Origin of the sequence: Alkalihalophilus marmarensis DSM 21297 (assembly GCF_000474275.2) — a bacterium.
Classification (GTDB): domain Bacteria; phylum Bacillota; class Bacilli; order Bacillales; family Bacillaceae_D; genus Alkalihalophilus; species Alkalihalophilus marmarensis.
Window position 1 is genome coordinate 39,159 of record NZ_ATAE01000050.1, and the last position, 16,028, is coordinate 55,186.

At 36.1% G+C, this 16,028-nt stretch carries 17 protein-coding genes; 3 read left to right on the forward strand and 14 right to left on the reverse strand.

The features are described 5' to 3' along the window. Nucleotides 1-36: 36 nt before the first annotated feature. Entirely contained in the window at nt 37-1,428 is a 1,392-nt protein-coding gene (locus A33I_RS17195; RefSeq protein WP_022629567.1) for a YjiH family protein, read from the reverse strand. 190 nt (nt 1,429-1,618) lie between these two features. Between A33I_RS17195 and A33I_RS17200 the strand changes: the two genes are divergently transcribed. Further along, on the forward strand, nt 1,619-2,632 hold the full coding sequence (locus tag A33I_RS17200) for a DUF3231 family protein (protein WP_022629568.1): 1,014 nt from the start codon (nt 1,619-1,621) through the stop codon (nt 2,630-2,632). A gap of 39 nt (nt 2,633-2,671) precedes the next feature. On the opposite strand, the gene mqo is transcribed toward A33I_RS17200, so the two are convergent. Further along, a complete protein-coding gene (mqo, locus tag A33I_RS17205) occupies nt 2,672-4,171 on the reverse strand; it encodes a malate dehydrogenase (quinone) (protein WP_022629569.1) in 1,500 nt (499 codons plus the stop codon). A 369-nt stretch (nt 4,172-4,540) separates the two neighbouring features. Next, nucleotides 4,541-5,014, reverse strand: coding sequence for an inner membrane protein YiaA (yiaA, locus tag A33I_RS17210; protein ID WP_022629570.1), 474 nt, complete (start codon nt 5,012-5,014; stop codon nt 4,541-4,543). A 451-nt stretch (nt 5,015-5,465) separates the two neighbouring features. Here yiaA and ahpC point away from each other — a divergent pair, with 451 nt between their 5' ends. Continuing rightward, complete coding sequence (ahpC, locus tag A33I_RS17215) at nt 5,466-6,029, forward strand: alkyl hydroperoxide reductase subunit C (RefSeq protein ID WP_012960880.1); 564 nt, start codon at nt 5,466-5,468, stop codon at nt 6,027-6,029. A 14-nt stretch (nt 6,030-6,043) separates the two neighbouring features. Continuing rightward, nucleotides 6,044-7,573 (forward strand): alkyl hydroperoxide reductase subunit F, encoded by a 1,530-nt coding sequence (gene ahpF, locus A33I_RS17220; protein WP_022629571.1) that lies wholly within the window; start codon nt 6,044-6,046, stop codon nt 7,571-7,573. A 70-nt stretch (nt 7,574-7,643) separates the two neighbouring features. Here ahpF and A33I_RS20960 read toward each other — a convergent pair whose 3' ends face one another. The 11 genes from A33I_RS20960 to A33I_RS17260 form a co-directional block, all read right to left on the reverse strand. Beyond that, complete coding sequence (locus tag A33I_RS20960; RefSeq protein ID WP_022629572.1) at nt 7,644-7,817, reverse strand: hypothetical protein; 174 nt, start codon at nt 7,815-7,817, stop codon at nt 7,644-7,646. A gap of 265 nt (nt 7,818-8,082) precedes the next feature. Further along, nucleotides 8,083-8,940, reverse strand: a complete 858-nt coding sequence (locus tag A33I_RS17225) for an EamA family transporter (RefSeq protein ID WP_022629573.1) — start codon at nt 8,938-8,940, stop codon at nt 8,083-8,085. Nucleotides 8,941-9,104: 164 nt separating this feature from the next. Continuing rightward, entirely contained in the window at nt 9,105-9,827 is a 723-nt protein-coding gene (locus A33I_RS17230; RefSeq protein ID WP_022629574.1) for a sulfite exporter TauE/SafE family protein, read from the reverse strand. A gap of 122 nt (nt 9,828-9,949) precedes the next feature. Next, nucleotides 9,950-11,554 carry a recombinase family protein gene (locus tag A33I_RS17235; protein WP_022629575.1) on the reverse strand — a complete coding sequence of 535 codons (1,605 nt, stop codon included), beginning with the start codon at nt 11,552-11,554 and terminating at the stop codon, nt 9,950-9,952. Nucleotides 11,555-11,628: 74 nt separating this feature from the next. Beyond that, nucleotides 11,629-11,778: a hypothetical protein gene (locus A33I_RS20965; RefSeq protein WP_022629576.1), complete on the reverse strand. Its 150-nt coding sequence runs from the start codon at nt 11,776-11,778 to the stop codon at nt 11,629-11,631. Between the two features lie 201 nt (nt 11,779-11,979). Then, the gene (locus A33I_RS17240; protein WP_022629577.1) at nt 11,980-12,870 is read right to left on the reverse strand and encodes a hypothetical protein; all 891 of its coding nucleotides are present in this window, start codon (nt 12,868-12,870) and stop codon (nt 11,980-11,982) included. A gap of 145 nt (nt 12,871-13,015) precedes the next feature. Beyond that, the gene (locus A33I_RS21345) at nt 13,016-13,288 is read right to left on the reverse strand and encodes a hypothetical protein (RefSeq protein WP_022629578.1); all 273 of its coding nucleotides are present in this window, start codon (nt 13,286-13,288) and stop codon (nt 13,016-13,018) included. A gap of 15 nt (nt 13,289-13,303) precedes the next feature. Beyond that, on the reverse strand, nt 13,304-13,624 hold the full coding sequence (locus A33I_RS21350; RefSeq protein WP_022629579.1) for a recombinase family protein: 321 nt from the start codon (nt 13,622-13,624) through the stop codon (nt 13,304-13,306). A gap of 222 nt (nt 13,625-13,846) precedes the next feature. Next, complete coding sequence (locus tag A33I_RS17250; RefSeq protein ID WP_022629580.1) at nt 13,847-14,536, reverse strand: hypothetical protein; 690 nt, start codon at nt 14,534-14,536, stop codon at nt 13,847-13,849. A gap of 138 nt (nt 14,537-14,674) precedes the next feature. Further along, nucleotides 14,675-15,385 (reverse strand): hypothetical protein, encoded by a 711-nt coding sequence (locus A33I_RS17255; RefSeq protein WP_022629581.1) that lies wholly within the window; start codon nt 15,383-15,385, stop codon nt 14,675-14,677. Nucleotides 15,386-15,404: 19 nt separating this feature from the next. Then, nucleotides 15,405-15,815: a hypothetical protein gene (locus tag A33I_RS17260; RefSeq protein WP_022629582.1), complete on the reverse strand. Its 411-nt coding sequence runs from the start codon at nt 15,813-15,815 to the stop codon at nt 15,405-15,407. Nucleotides 15,816-16,028: the final 213 nt, after the last annotated feature.

Sequence of the window (16,028 nt, forward strand, 5' to 3'; positions counted from 1 at the left end):
TTTGCCAATGCTTTCCTTTGTAACACAGTATATCATTTAGAAAAAGAAAAGATGAGCCATTGCCGCTGCTACTGGCAAGGTAATAATCGTTCTTTGTAAGAAAATCACAAATAACTGAACGAAGGAAAGAGGAATTTTCGATTTTAATAACAGGATTCCTATCTCAGACATATAAATTAATTGCGTTAATGACATAACTCCAATTACAAAACGAGTCAGTTCAGATTCAATGCCGCTTCCGATGACAGCCGGCAGGAACATATCAGCAAACCCAACGATCATCGCAGGTGCTGCAGCTTCAGCTTCTGGAATACCAAGCAGCTGAAGGAACGGGACAAATGGATAAGACAAGTACGTAAAGATTGGCGTAAATTCTGCAATAATGAGCGCGATTGTTCCAAGCGCCATGACTAAAGGAATTAAAGCAAACCAAATATCAATGACATTTTTCACACCGCCCCATGCAACACTGCGGTAGCTTTTTACTTCGCTCGCTTTTTCCACCGCTTTTTGCACGCCCCATTTAAAGCTGGAAACACCTTCTGGCACTACTTCATCAATTTGTTTCCCCACAGGCTCATAATACGTGTCCTTCTTCCATGACAACGGAGGAATTCTCGGACAAATAACGGCTGCCACAATTCCCGTTATAATAACTGTGAAGTAAAACTGAATAAACATATGATTAATATCTAAAAACGTCGCAATAACCAAACTAAATGCTATCGAGGCAATCGAAAAGTTAGTCGCTACAACCGATGCTTCCCGTTTCGTATAGTATCCTGATTCATACTGCTGTGTGGTCAGCAATACTCCAACTGTTCCGCTTCCCATCCAGGATGCAAGCGCATCGACAGAAGAACGTCCAGGCAGCTTGAATAATGGATGCATAATTTTACGAACCAAGGAACCAATAAAGTCCATAAGGCCAAATTGAAGTAATAAAGGCATAAACAGACAAGCAAATAAAAACCAAACCATTAATACAGGAATTAAATCATATAAAACAACACCGCCTGTAAATTCAGACGAAACCAACCCTGGACCAATCTCTGTTAACGTCATAACAGCAAACGCGGCGCCTAGACATCTAAGGACAAGCCAGAGCGGTGACACATCGAATAATCCTTTTAGAAAAGCATTCTTTTGAATGAAATTTGGGTTTGTCCCCTTTACTAGCAAACTACCGGCAGCTGATGCACATAATACAGTGGTCATAAAGAGCGGGATGTAATCAGCAATCGCTCCCTGCAAGGCGTCTGCAAGAACGCCTAACCCAATTGTCACTTTATCATTCACAGAAATAGGTACTAAAAAAAGTAAAACCCCAATTAAGGAAGGCAGCCAAAATTTCATATATTGTTTAGCTGTATATTCTTTTGTATAAGATGACGTTTGTTCTTTATGTTGTAATGATTTAGCTCCCATTTTTCTCTCTCCTATAGTCAATAAATTGTATATTTAATACATTAAGTAATGGTTTTATCTTTATAATAATTAATAATATATCATTGTTGTGCATAAATATTCAATAGCTTGAGAGAATTTTATTTAAAAAATGATTATGTAAATAATTATCATTTTTAGAGCTACACTAATAATGAAAGGAGTGAATACCATGTGTGCGTTTCCTAGTCGAAAGCATGTAAAAGATATATCACCTACTGAAGTATCTAATATCTGGTCTTCCTATTTAAAAAATAGTATGGAACATCAGTTTTTCCGTTATTTCTTAATGACCGCTGAAGATAAAGAAATCCAGTTAATAATTAAAAAGATGCTTCTTCATTCGCAAAAAAACATTAAGCAGCTTAAGAAAATCTTTAATGCCTGTAAAGTAACCCTTCCTATCGGCTTTACTGATAAAGATATGAATCTCCATGCTGGGAAGTTATTCGGCGATTCATTTATGTTGTACTTCTGCCAAGATATCACGCTATTGTCAATGACGACGTACTCAAGTGCACTGTCTGACTGTGAAAATGCTGAAATAAGAGAGCATTTTCAATCATGTCTGCAATTCACTTCCGACATACAAAATGAAATCGTTCGTGCATTGGTAAGAAAAGGTCTCTACATAGAGCCTCCTCAAGTGGCACTAGATTCTAAAGTAGAATTTGTGGAGAGTAAAACATATCTTACAGAGCGGCTAAGTGAACACAGACCGTTAAATGTCGCGGAAATCGCTAATCTAACAAGAATTACACACCGTGCACAGTTTTCAAAGATGGTGATGACAGCCTTTGGTCAAACAGCCTCCACAAAAGAGCTGAAAAAACATTTTCAAAAAGGACAAAAAGGCTTGCAATATGCGATAGATCAGCTAAATGAGATTTTCACGAAAGAAAATATTCCTGTCGCTGCATCCGGTCATTATAAAATAAATCCGGTACAAACCTCTCCCTTTTCAGATAAGCTGATGTTGTTCTTTGTGAATACTTGTCTTGGAATGTACTGTTTTGTGATGATCACCCAAGCTATGAATTCCAGCTTGCGGACAGACCTGTTTATTAAACTCACTAAAGTATCTCTTGGGTTTAGAAAGTATTACGGGGAAGGGTTATTTTTGATGATTGAAAATCAGTGGCTAGAAGAACCTCCTCAAGCGGTTGATCGGAAGGTCTCTACATAAATAAAGCAAACGAGGCATTCACCTCGTTTGCTTTGAATATTATGCAAATACCGGCTCTTCTACACCCAAACCAAGGATTTGAGAAGTAGAAGCATGAACCTGGTCAAAAAGCTCTGGATTCACTTCTGGTGACACTCCGTATGTTGGAAGCATCTCTTTAAGTTTTGGCTCCCATTCATTCATACGCTCTGGGAAACACTTTTGGAATACTTCAATCATGACGTGAACAGCTGTAGAAGCGCCTGGTGAGGCTCCTAGTAATGCTGCCACTGAGCCATCAGATGCACTCACTACTTCTGTTCCAAATTGCAGCGTTCCCATGCCAGCCTCAGTATCTTTAATTACTTGTACCCGCTGTCCTGCCACTACTACTTCCCAATCTTCACTCTTGGCGTTTGGCATAAATTCGCGCAGTTCATCCATACGCTGTTCATTTGATAACATCACTTGCTGAATAAGATATTTTGTTAGTGACATCTCTTTCATACCTGCAGCAAGCATCGTCAATACATTATTAGGTTTGACAGAACCAATTAAATCAAGGTTTGAACCCGTTTTCAAAAATTTCGGAGAGAATCCGGCAAACGGTCCAAACAACAGCGATTTTTTATTATCAATATATCGCGTATCCAGATGCGGAACAGACATCGGAGGAGCCCCGACTTTTGCTTTACCGTATACTTTGGCATGATGCCTCTCTACCACTTCTGGATTCTTACAGACCATAAATAATCCGCTTACAGGAAATCCTCCAATATGCTTGGATTCAGGAATACCTGTCTTCTGAAGAAGCGGGAGACTGCCTCCGCCGGCACCGATGAAAACAAATTTAGCAATGTGATACTCAATGTTTCCAGTCGAATCATCCTGAATCTTAACTTCCCATCTGCCGTCATCCATACGCTTAAAGTCTTCGACAGTATGTTTATATTTAGTTTCTACATTTTGTTTTTGTAAATGATCAAATAACATCCGTGTTAAGGCACCGAAATTAACATCTGTTCCAGAATCAATTTTCGTTGCCGCGATCGGTTCATTCTCTTTGCGACCTTCCATAATGAGCGGAACCCATTCCTTCAATGTTGCTGGATCCTCTGAGAATTCCATCCCTTTAAACAGCGGGTGTTTTGATAGCGCTTCCAAACGATTTCTAAGGAACGCTACATTATTTTCCCCTTGAACTAAGCTGATATGAGGAATTGGCATAATAAACTCTTCTGGGTTACGGATTAACTGCTGGTTTACGAGATATGCCCAAAATTGTCTTGAAAGGTGAAACTGTTCATTGATTTTGATTGCTTTGTCTACATCAATGGATCCATCAGGTTTCTCAGACGTATAGTTAAGTTCACATAACGCGGCATGACCAGTCCCTGCATTATTCCATTCATTCGAGCTTTCTTCTCCTGCCTTTGCCAGCTTCTCAAATACTTTGATTTCCAACTCCGGCGCTAACTCTTTTAACATTGAACCCAAAGTCGCGCTCATAACTCCTGCACCAATTAAGATCACATCTGTTTCTCTCCGAATGCTGCTCATGATAACCACCCTTATCCTCTAGTTTTCAAAAAAGAGTAGGCGCTCCTCCTTAGGTGTCACAAAAAAGCAAGGCCCACCCAGCCACACAAACCTATGTCTCTACATCTCACTTTTACCTACTATTCTATCATATTTATATTATACTGATGTATGGCCATAAAAATCTACCATTATCTGATAATTTCAAACTAATTAGTCTGTTGATGGCGTAAAATACTGCTAAAGGCTCACCTTTTTTAAAAAAATTCTTTTTTCATTTTTTATTTTCAGCTTCTACATTCTATGCCATAAAGCAAAAATCGAGCACTATATTTATGAAAAAGAGACGACCCGTTTGCTTTTATAAGCTTACATATCGTCTCTTCTTTCTTACTCACGCTCTCTTGCCACTTGTGTGTCTCTAATGTTTTTTTGCACAGTAATCGCTGCAAAGATACTTAGAACAAATGAGATACCATAAAACCCTTTTTCACTAAGAATAATACTGCCCGCATTGTATAACCCGATGGCCATTAAGGACACCGCTACGATAAGAGCTAACCAGCTGATCCCGTAATAAATTCCTGTTACAGGAATCCCTTCTTCTTTATCACGTACCGCTTTTTGAAGCGATACAGCTGCATAAAGACCGAATACTAATATGGCAAAATAATATCCTTTTTCATTTAATTCCATCGCCGCATTAAACAATCCAATAAGATAAGCAGAAACACCGACCAACAAAGCTGCCCAGCTTGCTCCTTTAAAGGCTGCAGTCGGTTCCCCTTCTTTTCTCTCTACTTTTACCTTCACATCACGCGGTTCATCCTTTGTAAGAAACGGGCTTTCATTGCTATCAGCCATTTCACTTCTCCCCTTTACGTTCAATCAAACTCGAAACACTGCATCTTCATCTATTATAACAATTTTTAGAAAAAATAGGTGAGAATAGAAAGAAGATGCAGCTTTTATTTTAAAGTTACAGGTTACAATGCATATTCATTAAGAAGTTCTTGTATTCATGTTAAAATTTTTAGGAGCTTTACCTTTCTTCTTATGTTTATCGCCCTGCAAAAAAATAAAAAAATTATTTCATTTACGTTTATTAATTGAGAGAAAGGCTAAAGCTTAATAAGGGCAATGATTCTGCAGTGCCGTCTTTTCGTCACGATAAAATAGACGAGCATGAATCCTTGACAAATAGGATTTATTATTTAATAATTGGTATATAATTAGAATGATTACATTTAAGAGAGTTGTTTTCAGCTCTCTATCATTCTTAAAATCTATTTCATTTTCTAGGAGGAATTTTCACATGTCACTAATCGGTAAAGAAGTACTACCATTCAGCGCAAAAGCATTTAAAGATGGCGAGTTCATCGACGTTACAAACGAAAGCTTAAAAGGTCAATGGAGCATCTTCTGCTTCTATCCAGCAGATTTCACATTCGTATGCCCAACTGAACTTGAAGACCTTCAAAATGAATATGAAAACTTAAAAGCTCTTGGAGTAGAAGTTTACTCTGTTTCTACAGATACTCACTTTACTCACAAAGGCTGGCACGATAGTTCTGAGACAATCGGTAAAATCAAATATGCAATGATCGGTGACCCTTCTCAAACAGTTTCTCGTAACTTCGAAGTACTAAACGAAGAAGAAGGTCTTGCTGATCGTGGAACATTCATCATCGACCCAGATGGTGTTATCCAAACTGTTGAAATTAACGCAGGCGGAATTGGCCGTGATGCAAGTACGTTAGTAAACAAAGTTAAAGCAGCTCAATATGTACGCAACAATCCAGGCGAAGTTTGCCCAGCTAAATGGGAAGAGGGTTCTGAAACTCTTAAGCCAAGCCTTGATCTAGTAGGTAAAATCTAAGGAGTGCAATAAACATGTTACTTGAAGCAGATGTGAAAGCCCAACTTAATGAGTACCTGAAACTCCTAGAAGGCGATATCCTTCTTAAAGTGAGTGCAGGTGACGATTCCGTATCAAAAGATATGCTTGCACTAGTTGATGAGCTAGCATCCATGTCCTCTAAGATCTCTGTTAGACAAGCAGAGCTTGAGAGAACACCTAGCTTTAGTGTAAACCGTATCGGAGAAGAGACAGGCGTTACATTTGCTGGTATTCCTCTAGGGCACGAGTTTACATCACTCGTGCTCGCTTTACTGCAAGTAAGTGGTAGAGCTCCAAAAGTTGATCAAAGCGTCATTGACCAGATCAAAAATATGGACGGGGAATATCACTTTGAAACGTATGTCAGCCTAAGCTGCCATAACTGTCCTGATGTTGTTCAAGCACTGAATATGATGAGTGTCCTAAACCCTGGTATCACTCATACGATGATTGACGGTGCCGCATTTAAAGAAGAAGTAGAATCGAAAAATGTCATGGCTGTTCCTGCTGTCTATTTAGACGGTGAGTTCTTCAGCGGCGGACGCATTTCACTAGAAGAAATTTTAGCAAAATTGGGAACAGGTCCTGATGCTGCTGAACTTTCAAATAAAGACCCTTATGAAGTTCTTGTTGTTGGCGGAGGTCCTGCAGGAGCAAGTGCGGCGATCTATGCAGCACGTAAAGGGATCCGTACAGGAATTGTTGCTGAACGTTTCGGCGGACAAGTCCTTGATACAATGAGCATTGAGAACTTTATTAGTGTGAAAAGCACAGAAGGTCCAAAGCTTGCAGCAAGCCTTGAAGAGCACGTAAAAGAGTACAACATTGATATTATGAACTTACAACGTGCGAAGAACCTTGAGAAAAACGACTTATTTGAGCTTGAGCTTGAAAATGGAGCTGTACTGAAAAGTAAGAGCGTCATTGTATCAACTGGGGCTCGCTGGCGTAATGTTGGCGTTCCAGGCGAACAAGAGTTCAAGAACAAAGGTGTCGCATACTGCCCTCACTGCGATGGTCCTCTATTTGAAGGAAAAGATGTTGCAGTTATCGGCGGCGGTAACTCAGGAATCGAAGCAGCAATTGACCTTGCTGGAATCGTAAACCACGTAACTGTCCTTGAATTCATGCCTGAACTAAAAGCGGATGAAGTTCTTCAAAAACGCTTATACAGCTTACCGAATGTAACGGTAGTGAAGAATGTTCAGACAAAAGAAATCACTGGTACAGACAGCGTAAATGGTATTACGTACATCGACCGTGAAACGGAAGAAGAGCATCATGTTGAATTAGCAGGTGTCTTCGTTCAAATCGGTCTTGTACCAAATACAGACTGGTTAGACGGTTTTGTTGAACGCAACCGTATGGGTGAGATTATGGTTGATAAGAGCGGTGCTACAACCGTTCCTGGCCTCTTCGCTGCAGGAGACTGCACAGACGGTCCTTACAACCAAATCATTATCTCAATGGGCTCAGGTGCGAATGCATCACTAGCAGCGTTTGATTATTTGATTAGAAATTAATAAATGTATAAAAAAAAGGCATCGAGTACATTCGATGCCTTTTTTATTACTTATAATAATTAATCACAGATCAAATCATATCTTTAAGCGTTTTTGACTGTTTATCTAGTTCTTCAGAAGCTTGAGAAATGCCTTCAAAATCAGTTGCCGTCAGCTTTATTTGTTCTTGACTTTCTTTCATTTCCGCTTGTAAACGCTCATAACCAACCGTTACTTCATTCACTTCTTTTGAAATGCCTTGCATGTAATTCTTTACTTCAATTGAAAAAAGTGATTTTCACAAAAACTATCACTTGTTAAGTAAAACTTGTACACCAATGCCGGTGCAGTCGCTTAACCTAAAAAGAACAGCCATCGTTATTGAAGATGCCTGTTGAAATAGGGATATACAGTAAGTTAGTCTTTACTATTTCAGTCCTGTTATAGATCTAATGTAAAAAGACAGACACAACCTTTTGGTCGGCAGTCTCATTGGACTATTTTCTATGTGAAACATAAATATGCTTTTTTCAACTCTGCTTCACACTTAAGATCGTCACTGTCACTAGGATGATTGCCATACCTCCAAGCTGGGTTACTGTAAGCAGTTCACTCAGAACCATAAATCCAAAAAGGGACGCAGTAACGGGTTCCACCATTGCAATAATTGAAGCTGATGTCGGTGATGTTTTTTTCAAACCAACTACATACAAGAAGAATGACACTCCTGCTCCGAAAATTCCTAAAAGAATGATCCATCCTAAGTCAGGTGAGTAAAAGACGGAAGCTGCTTCGCTGTGGTCAATGAAAAGCAGCGTTATGATCGTAAAGGCAAGAAATGCAATCGTTAAAATTCCTTGCGGCTGCCCATGGCGGGATGCATATTTAAAACCAAAAATGAACAAGGCATACGATAACCCTGCACCGAGTCCTGTCATAAGCCCAAGTAAAGTGATGCCCTCAGAGCCAATGCTGTACACCTCTGTCAATAATACGACTCCAGCTATCACAAAACCAATAGCCACACATTTAAATAAAGAAGCCTGTTCAAGACGGAATATAAAAGAGATAAGGAGAACAAAAATAGGTGCGGTATACATCAATGTGGCTGCTACAGCAACACTGCCCTCAGAGATACTGACAAAATAAAAAACAAAATTCCCTGCTACGCCAATACCTGCAACAACAGACCACCACAACAACGGTTTATTCCACCGGGTCGGCTGGAACAAGAACCAAATAAGAATGCATACTAGACCTACTGCTCCCCTATAAAAAGAAATGACTAGAGGATTCCAGCCTTTATCCATTAAGAAGCCGCCTAGCCCTCCGGAAATGCCCCATAAAATAGCTGCTATAATAACTAATCCTAAACCACCAACACGCATAAGTACCTCCACATAACTAATTTCATCTGTAAAGATATGTATACCTGTTAGTGGAGGTTTTATAACTTAAATTTTTAGTACGTGTTATGTGGAAGGCATGGTTTTTTAAGTGAGACACCAATGGTACGGCTCAGCATTTTGATCAGATATTGATAGCTTATTGATTATAATGATCTCAAACTCTCAGTCAGCAAGTAAATCCCTGTAAACAATAAGATTATATATGTAACTATTCGAAAAGCATTTTGATTAATCCTTTTAAATAATCGTTGTCCCAAATACAATCCAACAAAAACCAATGGCAAGGCCCATAAACTTGATATCCAGATTTCCTTATTTGTTCCAGCAAAAGTCACTTGGATGATTAAACTAACAAAGTATATAAATAGATAAAAGGCTAGTGTAGTCCCTCTTAATTTTTCTTTTTGAGTTTCTATTCCTGAAAAATATAATAATAATGGGGGTCCGGGCATACCAATACTTGTTGTGAATGAACCTGAGAGTCCACCAACAATTAAATCTTTCTTCTTATTTTGGTTAATTCGGAACTTAAGAATGAGCATTATTGTTAATGCTAAGATAATAAGGCTTACTCCCAACTTTAATCTATTTATATCAACTAGCAAGAAGATCATAATTCCAATGGGCAGGCCCGTAACACTTCCTACCACAAATCTCGGAAGGATGCTAAAATCAATATCCTTTCTAATTTTCATTATTAATGCACTAGAAATAATTAAAGACAATATTAAGTTTATTTGAATTGCCTCAATTGGTTCAAATATCAATAAAAGAAATGGAGTAGCCAAAATTGAAAATCCGAACCCCGTAGCCGTTTGAAGTACGGAAGCGCCTAAAATGATTATAATAAATGCTATTATCTCCATGAAACACCCACTTTTCTTAACAAAAAAATAAAGATACCGTTAATAAACAGTATCTCTTCTATAACTAATTTAACATTTCATTAATTATTAGACTATCCAAAACTAGTCCCACCCTCTGTTATTCAACTATTTATGATAAGGTTCACCATACCTTCTTGAACCCTAAAACTCAAATTAGCAGAAGGGGATTCCTCTGAATCCCCTTTATTATCTACATCTAATCCTTTTTGAAAACTAAATTGCACTTCCTTTATTGATTTACCCTCGACTTTTACTTGAGTCACAAGCTTCCTCACTAATGATTGTTGCTTCGGCTTATCAAGTAATCGAATTACTTTACCAACTTTTGAAAATAACAACATGATTTCATTACTATCAAAGTTTGAATCTTTACTTCTTTCCAAAGATATCATAGCTGCTTTAATCTCTAATTCTATACTAGCGATCTTATCTGTCACCTCTTGAATTCTTATCCGAACTGTATTTTTATAATTATCATTACCTTCCAATAACTCATCAAATAATTTACTCTCTTTACTTTTTAGTGTTTTTAATTCTCTTTTTTTACGTTCTAAATTCTTTTCGATTTCCGTGCTTTGGTTATTAAGTTTCGATACACTTTTTAGCATAGTTTCTATAATCTCCGGTTTTGCAATTGCCTGTTGAAAAATAGCTAAAAACTCTTCCTCAACCTTATTTTTTGCTATCGAATTCGCCTTACAACGTTTATATGTTTGATACTGATTACAGGAGTAATATTCATATACCTTGTCTTTTCTTTTAACTATTTGAATAGACATCCCATAGCCGCAGTCTGGACATCTTAATAATCCACTAAGCAAGTGTTTACCATCAAAACGTTTCATAGTATGACGAGGGTTATTTTCAATCCTCTGCTGTACTTCTTCAAATACTGCTTTATTAATTATAGCTTTATGTATCCCTTTACTTAATATAAGCTCCTCATTGTACTTTCTCTTCCTTTTGTATTCACTATCTAACTTATTCCACTCTTTTCTATAAGCCCATCTAATCTGACCACGATATGTAGGATTTCTAAGAATTTCTTTTATGCCAACCCCATTAAAATTTTTTCCTTTTTTGGTCTTCCACCCTTTGTCATTTAGCTCCTTTGAAATGGCTTTATATCCCTTACCTTTAAGGTACTCATTAAAGATGTACACTATTATCTCTGCTTCTTTTCTATTTACAAGCAACTTCTTATCCACTAAATCATAACCTAAAGGCGGAGAACCTCCATTCCACTCTCCCTGACGAGCCTTTTGTTCCATACCCCCTTTTACCTGTAAGATAATATTATCTCGTTCCATTTCAGCAAAAATTGCTGCCATCATCAGAAAATATTTACCGGTCACTGAAGAGGTATCAATTTTATCTTCAATAGAAATAAATTTAACTCCTAAATTTTCGAAATGCTCAGCTATACTAGCCACATCTGATATCTTTCTGCTTAACCTACTTAATTTATAAACTAATACATAATCGATATTATACTCTCTTACATAGTTAAGTAATTCCTTAAGACCTTCTCTTTTTTCTATCGTAGATCCGGATTTACCCCTATCCTGAAATGTGCGATTTAGATTCCACCCTTCATTTTTGCACCTAGTATGAATGACTGATTTTTGATTCTCTAAACTATACCCATCTGTAGCTTGTTCTTCCGTTGATACTCGAATATAACCAACCGCATTAATAATTCCCATATTATTACAACTCCTTTTTTTGGTCTATTATACCTCTAAATTTGAATTATTTCGACTGAATATATTTTACATTTTTATTTTATGATTAAATCTACAAGTTCCTGTTTATCGTATTCTTCTAATAAACCTTCAATTTGAAATAATAAATCTTTAGCGAAATCTGAGATAATATCTTTATTTCTCTCTTCTTCAGTTTTTAACAGATCATTTAACCCCTTAGACATATTACAAGCACCCCGACAAGTATATTTAGAGCTTAAACCCTATACATGTATGGGAGATCTCTTGAAAAATGTCATAAATTAATCTATGTTAGGTAGACATTTATCAAAGTGTCAAAAACCAAAAATAAAACACTTATACTTAGGATTCACTAAAGAATAGTTAGTGAATGTAAGTATAAGTGTTAAAATCTTCTAAATGTTTTACTCCGACATATAAGTAAGCCTGTACATCGCTAGACTTAAGTATATGAACAGAAGTATTAACTGACTATAAAATAAACTCAAAATATAACCCTTAGTGAGATTATCATTGTATGTATCTAGGGGGTACGGTAAAAGTAGGCTAGGTAAAATAATACCTACTATACTTGCATATAATAAAACCAATACACCACTCCAAACCCATACTGGTTTACCATAGTCTTTTAATATCTCCTTTTGAGCTTTTTTCTGTAATACTAGGATTTTTATATCATCCTCCAGCCTCTCCTGCTCCTTAACATAATAACTATAGTTAGTATTCGGGCTAACTCTGTCAATATCTATACAGTAGTCATCGATACCGGGAGAGTCTGCCATAAACCCCAATACCCCTGGTACTGGTGGAGGTTGGATTATTCTTTTAACATTAATGAATATTTTCTCATACCAATCTAACCTATTTTCATATTTGAGGTTTCTATAATTAGCTTTGAAAGCTTTAAAAGATGCATATTCACTTACTTGTAATTCACGTTCTATCTCATCAATCATATCCTTAAGTTGATTATAATATGGAGTCAATTGTTCAACTGTCAGTCTGGAAAAATGATCTTCTTCTACAATTTCTTTCAATGAACGGTCCTGATAAATTTTCCTAATGTTATAGCTTGATACAAAGTGATTAAGGTCATCTTCAAAAAGGTACTTCTCAACACTATTTATTATTTCTTTCTTAGCTATTAAGTCATTATCAATTTCTTTGATCTTCCGTATTACTGAGTTTTGTTCACTAGCTAGTGAAATTACCCTGCTCACTAAAAAACCACCTATAATAGCCACTAGGGCTGCTGTTGAAGTAATTATGGTTGATATTAGGTTATTTAAATCCATGTTGCCCATCCCCCATTTAAGCAATAAATCAGAATACGATGATTTACACCTATAAAGTCTTGCCGTATAAAAGTCACTTTCTATCATAATAACCGTTAATTAAATAGCTATAGAATTCACCGAAACATAGAGCTAATTTAAACAACTAGCCTCTAAGAGACTCATACTCCCTTACTTTTTTATAAAAGGTAGATCGCTTCATACCGACTCTACTTATAAAATCATTGGTTCTTAAATCTCCAGAACGCCATTGCTTATAATTATCAAACCAATCTTCAGGCAACTTCTTAACAGGCCTACCCAAATGCTTTCCCTTGGCTTTAGCTGCTGAAATTCCCTCTGTTTGACGTTGCACTAGTGTTTCTCTTTCTTGTTGAGCCAACGTAGTATATACTTCAATCAAGATTGAATTTACCATATCTAAAACCCATTCTTAACCCTCTGGGTAGTCTTGCATAGTCGTAGGCATATCTATAACTTTAACCCTTATCCCGTTCTTCTTGAATGTTTCTAAATACTCTTTGATTTGTACTTTATTCCTACCAAGTCGATCTATTGATTTGATATATAGTGTGTCTCCACTCCGCATTGCCTTAAGCATGTTCTGAAACCCTTCTCGATCCATACTCTTCCCGCTTGCCTTATCACTATATATATACTTTTCATCAGAAACATACTGTTTAATCACTTTTAGTTGTCTATCCAAGTTTTGCTCTTTTGTGGAAACCCTCATATAACCAAAAGAAATATTCACTGCCATACCCCCTACTTATAAAGTGGTTGTATGTTACCGTTATAGTACAAAAAGGTCAAATACTTTTTAGACATCCATAAAGGTCAAAATAAATACTAAATAGACTCCCTATAGGACACACAGAGAACGTCTATAAAGGGGTACCTTTTTACACATGATTATATTACAAAAAGAGAACTATAGTAGCTCTCCTTAAAATACTCGCTAAGTATGTTTCTCTTATTATGCGTTACCTAGCAAGGGATTTAAACGATTGTATTCTTGTTTAATTTTGATTATGTCTCCTGACAAATCATCTATATCCAAAATACTCGATCGTGAAGACCCATTACCTTTCTCAAATACTATTGTAGGGGTTGGTAACTTTGCATCATTCCGCCAGTAAGCTGGTAATTTAACAGACAAGTGTGCATAAAAATCTTGTTTGTCTACTTTAAGAAAACCACTATATTCTTCTCTAATAATTAAAAACATAAATTCGTACAATGTTAGGTTTATAATTTCCCCAGCTTTAAATACATGGTTATAAAAATCAACCTCAGGGTTAATGCCAGATTTTTTATCTTTAGTGACGTCTTTTAATAATGATACTTGGATATCTATATCTGATCTAAGACTTACTCCAACTGGTGTAGAGCAACTTTCTTCTATATACCCCATATATAGACTTCTTACTTTACGTGTTGTTTTTTTTGAAGACAGTCCTAGTAACGTTATAAAGTGTAATGAATCAGATTTACTCCCCAACTTATCAAATTCTTCATTACTCATGGTATCGATTATCTCTTGTCCTATAGAAAGCACCTCTGCATTGGCTTTAGTTTGTTTATAGTAAACTTTTTTATTCTTATTATAAGACTTAGAACTTTCACTAGGTGTGCTTTTCTTAAGATTTATGTCATTGTTCCCCACTTATACTACCTCCTAATACCCGCAACTTTAATACTATGCTATCAAAATTATAAGTGTTATCACAGCATTTAAATTTAAAAATAAAATAAGTTAGAGCCTTCTATCTATTTAAAGAAGGCTCTAACACAAAAGCATTTATTAAGCTTGCGGGATTGCGTCTTGAATTTGTCTTTGAAAATCATAAGGCTTACCTTGTTCTCCTTTATCAACATCACCTGAAAGCAGCTGAAGAATTACTTTTCTTTCTTCATACAACATATGGTCATTAGACGTTAGTATATACATGATATAAGCAAGCTTCTCTTCATTATATTGACCTAACCTTCGTTCTATATGCACCTTAGAAAATATTAATAGTAATTTTATTTCTTTTTTACATTCTGCTAAAGACAGGTTTGCCCATTTAGGTTGTGGTAGAAGTTCCAAAAATTCTTTTAACATATAATTTGAAGGTAACACCTTACCTGTACATATGTGAAACTGTGTTAGTGCTTCTTCAATTTTCCCTCTCACAATCAAATCTATAGTATCAGCTCCTATCTTATTGGCTAATTTCTTAGATAAATAACTTACTGAAGCTTCTACACTATTTTTACTTTTTGCTCCTATTTCTTCTTTTGTTTTAGTATAGTTACAAGAACTTCTTATAAAAATTATAGCTTTCTCCCTAGATCTTGCCTGCTTAGTCCAACTATCATCATCTTTTATATATTTAAAAATCATTTTAAGTAGTGCAAGCTGGTGTCTCTCTATATAGTCATCTTCTCCGTGAAATTCTTTCAACCTTATTCTGTCCTCAATTAATTCTCTTGCTTCAACATACTGTCGGAAAATAGTTTTATTAGCCATTAGAATACCCCCTTATAACTCACCTGAAATACCCCTTCCTTATTGAAGCTACTCTTGAAATGAGCTCCCCCCTTATTTTTTCTATTTCTGACTGTGTTTGGCATTGAACAATCATATCAATAATTAAATATCCTCCTATTAGGTACTCTATACGACTATCAAAATACAAGATTGATGCTCTAATGCTATCAACAGAGACACCTGATTTCTGCGATTCTTCATTCTTATTAATATACCTATTACTCCAAAGCTCATACTTATGAAGTGATTTTTCAGTTGATCTCCCAACGTTGTTGATGATAATTAAAATATCCTCAAATAAATCTACCTTCGCTGCTATTAATTCTTCACCATTGCTATCGTTATCTAAGCTTAATTTTAATTCACTAATACCAGTTTCAATCCTTTCCCAAAACAATTGCTTCTTCATTGTTTCCTCCTATATTCATATGTGACTTAGTAAATATAAGTATTAATAAAATTACGATAGTAAAAGCTATCTTAGAGATAGATTTAACACTTAACATAAATAGCTGTTATAAATGAAACAACTTAATAAAAATCATGAGTTTTTTATTGCCGTATTTAATTTTCTCGTAAATGTTAGACCCAGCAAGGTTTATAAAACATAAAAATCAATAGT

What these genes read in the sequence shown, in the direction of transcription:
- A33I_RS17195 (WP_022629567.1), bottom strand. Translation starts at nt 1,428, where the DNA reads ATGGGAGCTAAATCATTACAACATAAAGAACAAACGTCATCTTATACA.
- A33I_RS17200 (WP_022629568.1), top strand. Translation starts at nt 1,619, where the DNA reads ATGTGTGCGTTTCCTAGTCGAAAGCATGTAAAAGATATATCACCTACT.
- mqo (WP_022629569.1), bottom strand. Translation starts at nt 4,171, where the DNA reads ATGAGCAGCATTCGGAGAGAAACAGATGTGATCTTAATTGGTGCAGGA.
- yiaA (WP_022629570.1), bottom strand. Translation starts at nt 5,014, where the DNA reads ATGGCTGATAGCAATGAAAGCCCGTTTCTTACAAAGGATGAACCGCGT.
- ahpC (WP_012960880.1), top strand. Translation starts at nt 5,466, where the DNA reads ATGTCACTAATCGGTAAAGAAGTACTACCATTCAGCGCAAAAGCATTT.
- ahpF (WP_022629571.1), top strand. Translation starts at nt 6,044, where the DNA reads ATGTTACTTGAAGCAGATGTGAAAGCCCAACTTAATGAGTACCTGAAA.
- A33I_RS20960 (WP_022629572.1), bottom strand. Translation starts at nt 7,817, where the DNA reads ATGCAAGGCATTTCAAAAGAAGTGAATGAAGTAACGGTTGGTTATGAG.
- A33I_RS17225 (WP_022629573.1), bottom strand. Translation starts at nt 8,940, where the DNA reads ATGCGTGTTGGTGGTTTAGGATTAGTTATTATAGCAGCTATTTTATGG.
- A33I_RS17230 (WP_022629574.1), bottom strand. Translation starts at nt 9,827, where the DNA reads ATGGAGATAATAGCATTTATTATAATCATTTTAGGCGCTTCCGTACTT.
- A33I_RS17235 (WP_022629575.1), bottom strand. Translation starts at nt 11,554, where the DNA reads ATGGGAATTATTAATGCGGTTGGTTATATTCGAGTATCAACGGAAGAA.
- A33I_RS20965 (WP_022629576.1), bottom strand. Translation starts at nt 11,778, where the DNA reads ATGTCTAAGGGGTTAAATGATCTGTTAAAAACTGAAGAAGAGAGAAAT.
- A33I_RS17240 (WP_022629577.1), bottom strand. Translation starts at nt 12,870, where the DNA reads ATGGATTTAAATAACCTAATATCAACCATAATTACTTCAACAGCAGCC.
- A33I_RS21345 (WP_022629578.1), bottom strand. Translation starts at nt 13,288, where the DNA reads ATGGTAAATTCAATCTTGATTGAAGTATATACTACGTTGGCTCAACAA.
- A33I_RS17255 (WP_022629581.1), bottom strand. Translation starts at nt 15,385, where the DNA reads ATGGCTAATAAAACTATTTTCCGACAGTATGTTGAAGCAAGAGAATTA.
- A33I_RS17260 (WP_022629582.1), bottom strand. Translation starts at nt 15,815, where the DNA reads ATGAAGAAGCAATTGTTTTGGGAAAGGATTGAAACTGGTATTAGTGAA.